The following is a 13,195-nucleotide window of genomic DNA, read 5'->3' as shown; positions in this document are numbered from 1 at the left end:
CGCCTTACAAACGAAGGGATGACAAGATATGACTGAAAAGAGAGAAAGAAGTAAGTTTAGTATTTTTGGTCCCGGAATGATTATTACTGCATCATTTGTTGGTCCTGGTACCGTTACAACCATGACTCAAGGTGGTGCAGGATTTGGATACAGCTTACTCTGGGCAGTAGTCTTCTCAATCATTGCAACGATTGCACTTCAAGAAATGGTTGCTCGATTGGCGCTTGTTACAAATGAAGGTTTAGGAGAAGCTATACGGGATATTTTTAATCACCAATTACTTAAACTCATCACAGTTTGGTTCAGTATGATTGCTGTCGCAGTTGGTTGTGCAGCATACATATCGGGGGATTTATTAGGAACATCGTTAGGTGCTGCCTATTTACTAGGTATTCCTGAAAATTATATTGCACCTGTCATTGGTATTGTTATTTTGTTAATCGGGTTAAGCGGTAGTTATGATTTAATAGAAAAAGTTATGACCGTACTCGTGCTCATTATGGGTGTCATCTTTATAACAACAGTGATTGTCATTCAACCAGATTTCGGTGCTGTCTTAAAAGGTGCATTCATACCGAGCATACCTAACGGCTCATTATTAACTATTATCGCACTAATAGGTACAACAGTAGTACCTTATAATTTCTTTATCCATGCCAGTTCCATACACGAACGATTTAATGGTATAAAAGATTTAAAAATTGTAAGAATCGATACAATTGTTGCGATAGGATTAGGTGGACTGATTTCTGCTGCCATACTGATTACTTCAGGCACACTCATCCATGGAAAAGAAGTCTCAAGTTTAGTCGAGTTATCTGAACCACTTAAGCCAATTTTAGGAGACTTTGCACCTATATTTATGAGTGTCGGATTATTCTCAGCAGGTCTATCTTCAGCAATTGCCTCTCCAATGGGTGCCGCAGCAACAATCAGTAGTTGTCTCCGTTGGGAAGGTGGCGTGAAAAGTAAAAAATATAGACTCGTGTTCGCAATCGTCATTTTCATAGGTATCATCACCTCTTCACTCGGATTCGAACCATTAGAAGTCTTACTAATCGCACAAGCATTAAATGGCATCATTTTACCGCTCATCGCAATATTAATCTTTGTAATATTAAATAAAAAGAATATGATGGGTAAATTTGCAAACGGCATCGTCCTTAACATCATCGGACTATTCGTCGTACTTGTCGTATCATTTTTAGGTGTCTACAGTTTAATAGATGCTATACAAAGCTTTATCGGATAAATCAAAACCCCTTCACTATCACATTAGTGAGGGGGTTTCGTCTTGGAAAATAACATTTAATCATCTAATATGCTTAAATGTCGTTAAAATTCTATCGAGTTTTCTCTTTAGCCAATTTCTATTTTTTAATAGCTTTAATTGACTCTTTTGAGCGACTTCATTAACAACTTGATCAACATTTAATTGATCTGTGTATATTTTATATTCTGTAACAACATTATCAAAAAACTCAATACAGTCGTCCATATGAATACGAGCAAATGTTTCTCCCAATTCCAATCTTTTATTCAAACGTCTATTTAAAGTTTTCTTATTTGCATACAGTATATAATGTTCTAATCGAATCCCATCTTTTTTTAAGCGTTCAATTATTTCTTGGTAGTACTCAATATTAATGATCGTCATAGGTACAATGATTATACCGTCATATGACTCTGCTATATACTTTAATAAATCATAATTAAAGTATCTCCATTGATTATGGTCTTGAAAATTATCTTTATGTAAATTCTTAGGTATATTATGACGTATAAAGAAACCTAAATTTTCAGGATCATAAACAAAAGATTTAGATAATCTCTTATTCAATTCAAAAGCCACAGTCGTTTTTCCAGAACCATACGCCCCATTTAACCAAATAATCATAAGTTCACCCTTTTCTATAGAAGACACTCAAAATGTTCACAATATAGATTAAAATTGTTTTTAACCATATACCGCTCTCCAAGAGTAAGAAACATTATATGTGGATGTGCAATAGCTTACTTTTCTCATTGGTTAGAGAATCGTAAGAAAAAATAATAGGCGACATTTAGCCGACACCACTAATAAAAACCCCTCACTACGGCCATAGTGAGGGGGTTTGGTGTTGAGTCACAACAATTGCTTTTGTTAGTAACATTATACCACCTATTGCATTTCATGTCATGTGTAAAATTAACATTGATGTTCAAAAAATTCATTTACTTTTAGCAATAGACATACCCATTTCATTCTTTATGTGATTTGCTACAGTCTGTAATTCAGGAAAATAATTATTAGCAAAACCTATAATGATTTTGTTCTTCACAAATTCATTTAATTGTCTATCCTCTGGAATAGTCTGATCTATCAATTCCAAAAGTTCTCTATGATTTATATCATCTAAACTTACATTACCCAAATACTTCATAATAGCTAACATAAGTTTATCAAACACCTCATGCTCAAAATCAAAATCCAATAATAATAAACTTACAGAGTTTGTCTCTAATTGATTATCACCAATTCTAACTGATAGTTCGCTTATAGCTTGATAAAGTAATCTAAAACTCTCTTTATTCTCAAGCATATTCAAACACCACTTGATTTTAAAATAATTAGTATGTGTATTACCACAATCATCTTCTAAAATAATGATAACCAAAACTCTAAATCAAGTCCAAACGATAAATGAAATATTGCATTAAAAACCCCCTTACTACTGGCATAGTGAGGGGGTTTTACAGTAATTACTTTTGTCCACATCGTTGCACCCATTATATATGAATGTGCAATAGCTTACTTTTCTCATTGGCCAGAGAATTATAAAAAATAATAGGCGACTTTTAGCCAACACCATTAATAAGTTCAAGCACTACTCCATATAAAAATGAGATAAAATGTTAAAATATAACAATTATTTCTATTTATTACATTATACCACCTATTACATGTCATGTCATGTGTAAAATATACATTAATCACCTTATTTTTATACCTTTCAGAACTCTTTGATACACTTATATCTAATAATTCCTGGATATTTCTCCCCTAAAGAAATAATTTTAAATCCTATTTTAGTATAAAAACCTACTGCGTCATTATCCGTTTCAGCTACTAACTTCTGTTTAGGGAATAATTGATGTATTTTATTTATAATCTCAGTTCCTAGCCCTTTATTCTGTAAGTGACTTTGAATAGCGATATGTTTAATCACAACTTCTTGTTCAGTACTGATTAACCCCACTAGTCCTACTATACGTTCATTATTACTAACAGAATACAGTTCATTTTCAGTTATACTGTAATACTCTTCAACATCTTTTATACTTTCTATGTTCAATATATTTTGAAATAGATCCCTAATAATTGAGTTACTTTCGACACTGGTTATTTTGTTGAATTTCATCAATACCTGCACCTTCTATAGAATTATATTCCACTCTAATATCACACACTTATGTTTATTGTATAATCTTCATCAAATATAGCATTAGTATCTTAATATGGTCTACCTACAACTTAAGTAAGTTAACAATAGTACGACTATAAAATCTACGTGACTAAGTCTTTCACCAGATGAAAGTAATATATGTTTAACTATGTAGTTATTTTTTGTTCTTCTTTGTTGTTTCAAAAACTTTGCGCAGATAATGTATAATTTCCAAAATAAATAATAAATCACAAAAACAATTGAAAATATAAAGAGCATTTTAATCATAAATACCCCTCCTAACATTAATCACTTCTTTCATTTCAATATGAGAAAATTATGAAGATAAAATATTCTATATGATTCCAAACATCTTCAAATGCATCTGTATCTTTATTAAGGAAAACAGATATAGAAGATGATTAATATTATAGCGAACGCTAAATTTGTTAGTAATATACTTCTAAATAGCTTTTTGGAAACTTTTTTATTATACCTCTTTAATCCATATACCTGTACCCACGTGTTAAATGCAGTATAACCTACAATGAATAAAATAATTATTAAGTATAGCAATGCAATCACTCCTAAATACACCATTATTAAGATCCTTTGTCTAAGGTGCAGTGATTTACATAATATATTTTTCTTCCTATGATTCACTACGTTTAAGTTAATTTTACAACAAAGATCGCCTACTTCAAAACAACATTTACAAATAAATGGAATTGTGGTTAAATTATGTAAAAATAATAAATATTAAATAAAGTAGGCGCACGTGTATGTCATCTTTTGTATTCATTTTAAAAGAACAGGTTAAAAATATTTATTTAATTAAAAGGTTAGCTAATTTTGAAATTAGAATTGCAAATACTAATAACTATTTAGGTACTGCTTGGGAATTAATAAATCCTATGATCCAAATTGCAATATACTGGTTCATTTTTGGGCTAGGATTTAGAAGTAATCATGAGATGGAAGGAATTCCATTTATTTATTGGCTAATAGTAGGTATAAGTATGTGGTTTTTTATTAATCAGGGGATTCTAGATGGAACTAGGTCTATTACTATGAAATATTATCAAGTAGCAAAAATGAACTTTCCAATTTCAATCTTACCTAGTTATATCGTTGTGAGTAAATTTTATAGTCATTTAGTGCTATTGGGCATTATAACTTTAATATGCTTTATTGCTGGATATACACCATCAATATATTTAATACAATTATTAATATTTATTCCATATGCACTTTTACTTTCGATATCTATAGCTATATTTACATCGACTTTAAACGTCATAATAAGAGACACTCAAATGATTATACAAGCTTTAATGAGAATGTTATTTTTTGTATCATCTATTCTTTATCTACCAGATAATAAAATTGTCATAAATATTATCAAATATAACCCCATTTATTTTCTGGCTGAAGGATACCGTTCAGCGATTCTATATAAAGAATGGTTCTTTATTAATAATTGGGATTTAGTGATATATAATTTTGCTTTTCTTTTAATCACTTTTATTATTGGAGCATATGTTAACTATAAATATAGAGATTACTTTTCAGATTTTATGTAGAATTTATAAAATGATTCATAGTTACTTTAAAAAAGAGACCTGGAATTAGGTCTCTTTTTTATGTATTATATTCATCACTAAATTTCTGTCTCAACGATATAGTCGGTTGATATGTCATTACCTGCAACGAATTGATGTGATCCTACTATTTTATACCCATGTTTAGTATAGAAGTTCAGTGCTTGGTGATTATGTTCCCATACGCCTAGCCACAGTTTTGATTTTTGTTGTTCTTTAGCAATTTCAAAGGCTTTTTTCATGAGTTCACTGCCGATTCCTTTTGACTGAAATTGCTTATACATGTATAAACGTTGTACTTCTAAATAGTCATCTCCCATTGGTTCTGTTTGTGCTGATCCAATGTTGAGTTTCATGTACCCTGCTATTTCTTGATTGATTTTTGCAAAGAAGTACCATGATTCTTTATTTTGCAGTTCGCTTAAAAGTATTTCATGATTATATGCTTCTTCAAAATATTGATTCATATCTTCTTGTGGCATGTCGTCTATAAATGTATCTTTAAAAGTCGTTCTACATATTGTTGATAAAGCTTCTATTTCATTTTCTTGAATAGCTGTTATTTCGATTGTATGCATATTGAGAGCCTTCTTCCATACTTTTTTATTTATATTTTTCTAATCATATCAAAGAAAGCAATTGTTTTAAATATGTTAAACTAATAAAAAAGGAGTGAATATTCGTATGACAAATTTAACGATTTATTTAGCAGGACAAATTCATGATAATTGGAGAGAAGAAATCACTCAGAAAGCTGAACAGCACAATTTACCGTTAACGTTTGTTGGTCCACAAACTAACCATGATCGTTCTGATAATATTGGTGAATCTATTTTAGGTGAACAACCTAATAATTATTATAAAGATCATGCCGCTTCTGATATTAATAATTTCCGTACGCAAGTGTTAATGAATAAAGCAGATGTTGTCATTGCATTATTTGGTGAAAAATATAAACAATGGAATACAGCAATGGATGCTTCTACGGCGATTGCTTTAAACAAGCCGTTAATACTTATACGACCAACTGACTTAATTCACCCACTTAAAGAGTTATCTAACAAAGCAAATGTCACTGTTGAGACAGTAGACCAAGCATTAGAAGTCCTTAAATATATTTACGAATAAAAATAAAAGGTTATGACGCTTATTAATGACAATACATGCGTGATAACCTTTTTATTTAACTTTATTTAATTGTCGATGTTTCTTAAATTTATAGTAAACTTTCGATAATAAATCTGCTATGAGCAATCCAAGTGCTATTGAACTTGAGATAAGCGCAACTTTTATCATCGTAATTAATGCTTCATGATAATCATTTAATATTAAATTTTTAATCGCTTCATAGGCTGTGCCCCCAGGTACAAGTGGTATGATACCAGGAATAATAAAGAGAATAACTGGTGAGAAGAATTTTCTACTCATGATATGTCCTGCCACACCTATAAACAAACCGCCAATAAACGAAGATTGTACATCAGATCCATTGACTATCATACCCGTTTGAAAAGCAACCCACCCGATGGCACCAACGATACCAGCAGGAGTTAATAAATATTTAGGTGAATTAAATAATAAAGCAAAAAAGAAAGCAGTACCAAAACTAAATACAATGTTTAATATTATCGTAATAACCATAATTCACCTCTTATGAGAATATTAACAACACAATACCTACACCGACACCAATGGCAATAGAAGTAAAAGTTGCTTCTAATCCTTTAGATATACCAACTAATAATTGTCCTAAAAATAAATCTTGAATCGCATTCGTTATGAGTACACCTGGCACAATCGGCATAACTGCAGATATAATCGCAATATTTAAAGCATCTCCACCAAATAACATTTGATTATAAATAGCGATTAATGCGATGACACTTGCGGCAATAATTTCTGCTATAAATTTAACACGTGTCCATGAATGTAGGATTTCCACTATAGAATAACCTATTGCACCACCAATAAATGTAGCGATGATATCTTCTTTATGTCCACTAAATAAATATAGGAAGAAAATTGAAATGAAACCTGCAGCAATCATTTTAAACGGTAATGAGTATGGTAATGGAGATTTATGTATAGTACGAATACGTTTCAATGCTTCTTCAGCAGATATTTGCCCTTTATCTAACATTCTAGAAATATTATTTACTCGGTGGATATTGCCTAAATTAGTATCTCGTTTACTAACTCTATAAACTCTAATATTATCATCAATATCTAAAGCGAAATTTATAATCGTTGAACTGACATAACATTGATTATTCGGATACCCTAATCGTTTAGCCATTCTATACATCGTATCTTCAACTCTAAAAGCCTCCGATCCCGCTTCTAACAATACTAAACCAGCATTCATCACAATTTCTTGAACTAAAGATTTAGGATAACGTTGTTGATTCATATACTATACACCTCACTTTATCTTTATATCTATAATAGAATATCAAAAATAACATTACAATTTAACTTTTCCTTCAAAAAAATTCTAATTTATATTTATATTATAACTGAGATTTTCCAAAACTGAATTGAGCGCGATAATTTTTGCTATTTTATGAACATTTCGTAAATAGCTTGACTTTGTTTTCATTTCATAATAGGCTTAATTTTGACGTAAGGAGGATAATGAAATGGATATACCACCAATCAACAAACAACTTGGATTCATGTTATATGTTGCGTCAAAAGAGCTTATAAAAAAATATACACCGATATTGAAGAAATATAACCTAACATATACAGGTTATATCGTTCTTGTAGCTATAGATAAAAACGAAGTAATCAATATTAAAACTTTAGGCGACAGACTATACTTAGATTCTGGGACTTTAACACCGTTATTAAAGAAACTTGAAGAAAAAGGATTCGTTAATCGTGAAAGAGCGATTAATGACGAAAGAAACTTACGTGTTTCTCTTACTGAATCAGGTGTCGAAACACAAGGTCAAATCTTAGAGGAAATTTATAAAACATTCAAAGGTTTGAACATGGATACCGAGCAATTTAACGAATTAAGAGATTCAGTAGAATCATTTATTCAAACAAATCTTAATAATGACAAAGATGCATAATTTTGAAATAACATAAAGGGTTAGGACAAGCTTTAATGATTGTCCTAACCCTTTTTATTTCTATTATAACTGTGATATGGACAGATGATGAGATGGTCATCTATAATACCGATGCTTTGTAAAAAAGAATACATAATTTTAGGTCCAACAAATTTGAATCCTAATTTTTTTAAGTCTTTACTTAGTTTAATAGAAAGCTCCGTTTCTGCCGGTACTTCTGACATGTCATGCCATTCATTTATAATTGGCTCGTCGTCTACATATGACCAAAGAAAATCAGCAAAGCTACCATATGTTTGTTGTATTTCTTGAACTAATAATGCATTACTCTTTACGGATTTTATCTTACCTATATGTTTAATGACATTATATTCAGTTTTAATGCTTTCTAATTCTTCATCTGTTAACGCTGCGCATCGATCAATGTTAAATTGTTTAAAAGCTGCTTGATAGGCTTCACGCTTTTGAATAACCGTTTCCCATGACAGACCAGCTTGCGCACCTTCTAATGATAACATTTCAAAGATGTAATCATCATTTTTATTAATTCTACACCATTCATCTTCGTGATATTTTTTCATTAAATCACTACTTGGCCAAGTACATTCAGACATTTATCTTCACTCATTTCGTATTTTCATTTTTATCTAACATATGATTTCGAGCCATAAATATGATAATCGTCAAGCCTAACACACTTAAAATAATAATCGATTCCCAAACACCCAATTTAAAAGGCATACCAAGTGCCGTATACAAGTCTTTAATGACGAGAAATGTAAATAATGCCATCATTTCAAATTTAATAAAGTAAATTAATAATTTAGCATTTTCTATTTGGGCTTTATTTGGTTGACCATAAAGTGATGGAACATGTATGTATTTATCTAACTTTGGATTGCTGACTAAATAATGAAGCATAAGCCATATCAATAATCCTAATACCGGCATAAAGAATATAAAAGTCTTCGTCGACCATGCATCTGCATCTCCAGCAAAATTATAATGACTCGGTATTTTATCCGGTAAATCGGCAAAGTTAATCAATATTAATATGACAGAAATTAACCACAAAACAATACTCGATATATCTAATACTTTTTTGAGCATGATATATCCCCCTTTATAAAAAAAGCAACAAGTACATTAAATGTGCTTGTTGCTTTTAAATTTAACTTTAAAAGTGTTTATTGAACTTACCAAGCAAATAATCCAACGAATGCTGCTGTTAACAGTGATACTAATATACCTGATAACAACATCATTGGTACATATTTAGATACGAAATTAGATACATCTTCTTTGACGATACCTTTCAAAGTACCTATTATCATACCAATAGTAGAGAAATTAGCAAATGATACTAAGAATGTACTAATTACTGCTGCTCTATGTGTTGAATATTCACTTATTTCTTTACTGATTGTGCTCATGACAACAAATTCATTTGTTACAATCTTAAGTGCCATTTGTTGAGCAACTACCCATGCTTCTCCAACTGGCATACCAAGTAAAATTGCAAATGGGAACATGAAGATTCCGAGAATATACTCTAATCTTATGTTTGGTAAGTATGGAATTGGATCCATAATACCTAGTAATTTATTGATCAAGTCTGCAATCGCAACAAATGCGATAACAAATGCGATAATGATTAATACAAGTTTACCTGCATTGATAACTGAATCCCCTAAGAATGAGAAGAATGGCTGTTTTTCCCCTTCGTCTATCTCAGCCACAACATCATCTTCTGGGTCTAAATCAAATGGATTTAAAATTGTTGTTACAATAATCGCATTAATGATGTTTAATGGTATTGCCGTTAATACATATTCTCCTGGTATCATTGTGACATACGCACCAACAATTGCCCCTGATACAGAACTCATAGACATCATTGCAAGCGTAAGTACTCTGACTTTATTCATAGATGTTAATTGTTTAGATGAAACCGCTAATGCTTCCGTATTTCCTAAGAACATCATTTCAATTGAGAAGAATGACTCAAATTTAGGTTGTCTTGTTACTTTTGAAATAACCCAACCTAACATTGAAATAAATTTCGGTAAAATACCTAAATACATTAAAATATCAAATACTGGTACAACTAGTAAAATTGGTAGTAACGCTGAAACTGCCATATCCATTTTCCCTGGTCCTGGTGCTGTAAAGCTACCAAATGCAAATCCAATTCCCGAAAAAGCAGATTCTAAAAGCCATGATACGCCGTCAGCCGCACCTTTAACGAATCTCGCCCCGAAAGAAAATTGTGTGAAGAACCATGCTAATACTAAGTTAATAACAATTAGTATTAAGACTGATTTCCAATCAACATTCTTTTTGTCTCTAGAAAAAAGAAAAGCGACACCAATGAATACCAACAAACCAATTATGTTGATGATTAAAAACATTGTTTATTGTCCACCCTTTTCGTTTAATTAAAAGCACCATTATTATAACATGCAACGTAAAAGTATGTTACTACATTTTTACATACTATTTACGATTTTTTTAAATAAAATAAACGAACAAACCATAATGGCTTATTCGTCGAATTTTCAATCATATACATTTTTACTCGTTAAATTTAATTATTTAGAAAATTGATCAAATTGATTAATAGATTGATCACATTTCATACTGATAGCTAAATATACAATATAACCAGAAACCAGTACCATGATTAAAGCATAAACTGTTAATACATAAATATTAGAAATAATTGCCGTATTAAACAGTACCAACATGAGTATCATGATTGCATCTATAATGCTTAATGATATGACACATACACGCTCCATTTTAACCCTTCTTTTCTCAATAATATGACTCTAGCTATTAGCTACTTATCTTGCGCAATGAGATACATCTTACTACATTCACTATATGAATTCAATACGTTTTACAAAAATATTTATAAGCTGATTATTCCTATCTACAAAAAGAGGTATGATATAGTTTAAAAGTGTACAGTCATTATATTTATATAGGAGGCATTTTATCATGGAAAATTATCATTTAAATGATGGACAAGTGTTACCGCAAGTAGGATTCGGCACATATAAATTGAACGGATCATCTGGTGTTCATGCAATCGTAAATGCATTAAACAACGGATATCGCATATTAGATACTGCATATAACTACGAAAATGAAGGTACTGTCGGAAAAGCGATACAAGAAAGCCATGTTAGTCGCGATCAAATTATCGTAACATCAAAGCTACCTGGTCGTTATCATAGTTATGATCAAGCCATTACTGCTATACAAGAATCGATTTATCGATTAGGTGTAGAATATATTGACTTATATTTAATTCACTGGCCAAACCCTAAACAAGGCAAATATGTAGAAGCTTGGAAAGCACTCATAGACGCACAGAAACTTGGCCTTATTAAATCTATTGGTGTATGTAATTTCTTAGAAGAACATATTGATACATTAGAAAAAGAAACTGGCGTACTACCTGCAGTTAACCAAATAGAATTACATCCTTATTTCAACCAAAAAGATGTACTCGAATATCATCAAGAAAAAGGTATTATAATAGAAGCTTGGAGTCCATTAGGTCGCGCTTCAGAAGTTATAAACGATAAAGAAATTGGTAAAATCGCTGAAAAATATAATAAAACAATTCCACAAATCATTTTAAAATGGCACGTTCAAAATGGTATTGTTCCAATTCCAAAATCAACATCTAATGAAAGACAACTACAAAATTTAGATGTGTTTGATTTCTATTTAGAATCAGAAGATTTACACGCAATTGATGCATTAACAAAAGCTGATGGACGACTTAAAGATCAAGATCCAGCAACTTATGAAGAATTTTAATTCAAACTTATTCAAATTTAAAACAAACAATGAGAAAAGGATGATTGAAATGGCAAATCGCGTAAAATTAGGTAAATCAAATATTGAAGTTAATCCAATCGGTTTAGGAACAAATGCTGTTGGCGGTCATAATTTATATCCAAACCTTGATGAAGAACAAGGTAAAAATGTTGTAAGAGCTGCCCTAGACAATGGTGTTAATTTATTAGATACTGCTTTCATCTATGGTCCAGGAAGATCAGAAGAACTTGTCGGAGAAGTCGTTAAAGAATACAATCGCGAAGATGTCGTGATCGCTACTAAAGGCGCTCACTACTTTGACGGTGATGATACGAAATTATCTAACGACCCTGAATTTTTAAAAGAACAAGTTGAAAACAGCCTTAAAAGATTACAAACTGACTATATCGATTTATATTATATTCATTTCCCAGATGACGAAACACCTAAAGACGAAGCAGTTGCAGCTTTACAAGAATTAAAAGATGCTGGAAAAATTAAAGCAATCGGTGTTTCTAACTTCACATTAGAACAACTGAAAGAAGCCAATAAAAATGGTAATGTAGATGTGATTCAACATGAATATAATTTATTAAATCGTGAGAATGAACACATCTTGGAATATACAGCAGAACATGATATTACATTTATTCCATATTTCCCATTAGCTGCAGGATTATTAGCTGGTAAATATGATGAAAATACAACGTTTGATGACTTACGAGCAGAAAAACCTGAATTCCAAGGTGAAGCTTTTAAAGAAAATCTTAAAAAAGTAGACAAACTTAGAGAAATCGCACAAGAACATGGCGTAGACGTAGCACATATTGTGTTAGCATATTATTTAACAAAACCATCATTAGATGTGATCATACCAGGCGCTAAACGAGGCGAACAAGTTATCGACAACTTAAAAACATTAGAAGTGAACTTAACAGAAGAGAACATTCAACTTATCGAATCACTCTTCCCAATCGCATAAGTATGATAAGAAGGCTGAGACATGAAAAATTGTCTCAGCCTTTCATTATGTATGAGTGTGCTAATTTTCATTTTGCTGAATTGTGGTAGTTAGGTGAGCGCTAACTTCCATTTTTCTAAATTCTGGTAATTAGAACGCGCTAACTTCCATTTTTCTGAATTGTGGTAGTTAGAATCAGCTAGCTACCATTATTCTGAATTCTGGTAGTTAGAACGCTGTAACTTCCATTATTCTGAATTCTGGTAGTTAGAATCGGCTAGCTACCATTATTCT

Annotated in this window: 18 protein-coding genes; 8 read left to right on the top strand and 10 right to left on the bottom strand. The window is 31.2% G+C overall.

The genetic code is table 11. The features are described from left to right. Positions 1–28: 28 nt before the first annotated feature. Positions 29–1,252 carry an Nramp family divalent metal transporter gene (locus tag LQ677_RS07540; protein ID WP_239748240.1) on the top strand — a complete coding sequence of 408 codons (1,224 nt, stop codon included), beginning with the start codon at positions 29–31 and terminating at the stop codon, positions 1,250–1,252. Between the two features lie 60 nt (positions 1,253–1,312). Here LQ677_RS07540 and LQ677_RS07535 read toward each other — a convergent pair whose 3' ends face one another. Then, positions 1,313–1,897: an adenylyl-sulfate kinase gene (locus LQ677_RS07535; RefSeq protein WP_239748239.1), complete on the bottom strand. Its 585-nt coding sequence runs from the start codon at positions 1,895–1,897 to the stop codon at positions 1,313–1,315. Positions 1,898–1,951: 54 nt separating this feature from the next. Here LQ677_RS07535 and LQ677_RS14845 point away from each other — a divergent pair, with 54 nt between their 5' ends. After that, positions 1,952–2,053 carry a type I toxin-antitoxin system Fst family toxin gene (locus LQ677_RS14845; protein ID WP_239704784.1) on the top strand — a complete coding sequence of 34 codons (102 nt, stop codon included), beginning with the start codon at positions 1,952–1,954 and terminating at the stop codon, positions 2,051–2,053. A 157-nt stretch (positions 2,054–2,210) separates the two neighbouring features. Here LQ677_RS14845 and LQ677_RS07530 read toward each other — a convergent pair whose 3' ends face one another. Continuing rightward, a complete protein-coding gene (locus LQ677_RS07530; RefSeq protein WP_025905698.1) occupies positions 2,211–2,582 on the bottom strand; it encodes a hypothetical protein in 372 nt (123 codons plus the stop codon). 159 nt (positions 2,583–2,741) lie between these two features. Here LQ677_RS07530 and LQ677_RS14840 point away from each other — a divergent pair, with 159 nt between their 5' ends. Beyond that, positions 2,742–2,828 (top strand): type I toxin-antitoxin system Fst family toxin, encoded by an 87-nt coding sequence (locus LQ677_RS14840; protein ID WP_159315940.1) that lies wholly within the window; start codon positions 2,742–2,744, stop codon positions 2,826–2,828. Between the two features lie 165 nt (positions 2,829–2,993). Here the strand turns inward: LQ677_RS14840 and LQ677_RS07520 are convergent, their stop codons facing one another. Continuing rightward, positions 2,994–3,401: a GNAT family N-acetyltransferase gene (locus LQ677_RS07520; protein ID WP_239748238.1), complete on the bottom strand. Its 408-nt coding sequence runs from the start codon at positions 3,399–3,401 to the stop codon at positions 2,994–2,996. An 806-nt stretch (positions 3,402–4,207) separates the two neighbouring features. On the opposite strand from LQ677_RS07520, the gene LQ677_RS07515 reads away from it, so the two are divergent. Then, positions 4,208–5,008 (top strand): ABC transporter permease, encoded by an 801-nt coding sequence (locus LQ677_RS07515; protein WP_239748237.1) that lies wholly within the window; start codon positions 4,208–4,210, stop codon positions 5,006–5,008. A 77-nt stretch (positions 5,009–5,085) separates the two neighbouring features. Here the strand turns inward: LQ677_RS07515 and LQ677_RS07510 are convergent, their stop codons facing one another. Further along, complete coding sequence (locus LQ677_RS07510) at positions 5,086–5,604, bottom strand: GNAT family N-acetyltransferase (protein WP_126476709.1); 519 nt, start codon at positions 5,602–5,604, stop codon at positions 5,086–5,088. 106 nt (positions 5,605–5,710) lie between these two features. On the opposite strand from LQ677_RS07510, the gene LQ677_RS07505 reads away from it, so the two are divergent. After that, positions 5,711–6,154: a YtoQ family protein gene (locus tag LQ677_RS07505; protein ID WP_049319665.1), complete on the top strand. Its 444-nt coding sequence runs from the start codon at positions 5,711–5,713 to the stop codon at positions 6,152–6,154. A 51-nt stretch (positions 6,155–6,205) separates the two neighbouring features. On the opposite strand, the gene LQ677_RS07500 is transcribed toward LQ677_RS07505, so the two are convergent. Together LQ677_RS07500 and LQ677_RS07495 are read right to left on the bottom strand one after the other, a co-directional pair. Next, complete coding sequence (locus LQ677_RS07500; RefSeq protein ID WP_037589302.1) at positions 6,206–6,667, bottom strand: threonine/serine exporter family protein; 462 nt, start codon at positions 6,665–6,667, stop codon at positions 6,206–6,208. Positions 6,668–6,677: 10 nt separating this feature from the next. Further along, positions 6,678–7,436: a threonine/serine exporter family protein gene (locus tag LQ677_RS07495; RefSeq protein ID WP_037589303.1), complete on the bottom strand. Its 759-nt coding sequence runs from the start codon at positions 7,434–7,436 to the stop codon at positions 6,678–6,680. Positions 7,437–7,665: 229 nt separating this feature from the next. On the opposite strand from LQ677_RS07495, the gene LQ677_RS07490 reads away from it, so the two are divergent. Then, positions 7,666–8,106 carry a MarR family winged helix-turn-helix transcriptional regulator gene (locus LQ677_RS07490; protein WP_126476710.1) on the top strand — a complete coding sequence of 147 codons (441 nt, stop codon included), beginning with the start codon at positions 7,666–7,668 and terminating at the stop codon, positions 8,104–8,106. 44 nt (positions 8,107–8,150) lie between these two features. Here the strand turns inward: LQ677_RS07490 and LQ677_RS07485 are convergent, their stop codons facing one another. The 4 genes from LQ677_RS07485 to LQ677_RS07470 form a co-directional block, all read right to left on the bottom strand. After that, positions 8,151–8,720 (bottom strand): DNA-3-methyladenine glycosylase I, encoded by a 570-nt coding sequence (locus LQ677_RS07485; protein ID WP_191836281.1) that lies wholly within the window; start codon positions 8,718–8,720, stop codon positions 8,151–8,153. 10 nt (positions 8,721–8,730) lie between these two features. Next, on the bottom strand, positions 8,731–9,216 hold the full coding sequence (locus LQ677_RS07480) for a DUF1648 domain-containing protein (protein ID WP_159315806.1): 486 nt from the start codon (positions 9,214–9,216) through the stop codon (positions 8,731–8,733). Positions 9,217–9,302: 86 nt separating this feature from the next. Next, complete coding sequence (locus LQ677_RS07475; protein ID WP_025905003.1) at positions 9,303–10,517, bottom strand: NupC/NupG family nucleoside CNT transporter; 1,215 nt, start codon at positions 10,515–10,517, stop codon at positions 9,303–9,305. Between the two features lie 180 nt (positions 10,518–10,697). Beyond that, positions 10,698–10,907: a hypothetical protein gene (locus tag LQ677_RS07470; RefSeq protein ID WP_025905002.1), complete on the bottom strand. Its 210-nt coding sequence runs from the start codon at positions 10,905–10,907 to the stop codon at positions 10,698–10,700. A gap of 202 nt (positions 10,908–11,109) precedes the next feature. On the opposite strand from LQ677_RS07470, the gene LQ677_RS07465 reads away from it, so the two are divergent. Both LQ677_RS07465 and LQ677_RS07460 read left to right on the top strand, forming a co-directional pair. Continuing rightward, complete coding sequence (locus LQ677_RS07465; protein WP_078355470.1) at positions 11,110–11,940, top strand: aldo/keto reductase; 831 nt, start codon at positions 11,110–11,112, stop codon at positions 11,938–11,940. 49 nt (positions 11,941–11,989) lie between these two features. Beyond that, a complete protein-coding gene (locus LQ677_RS07460; RefSeq protein ID WP_037589370.1) occupies positions 11,990–12,922 on the top strand; it encodes an aldo/keto reductase in 933 nt (310 codons plus the stop codon). Positions 12,923–13,195 lie beyond the last annotated feature (273 nt).

The sequence above is a fragment of the Mammaliicoccus sp. Q-M61 genome, assembly GCF_022386055.1.
In the GTDB taxonomy this organism is placed as follows: Bacteria; Bacillota; Bacilli; order Staphylococcales; family Staphylococcaceae; genus Mammaliicoccus; species Mammaliicoccus sciuri_A.
This window is presented reverse-complemented; position numbering and strand designations above follow the sequence as displayed.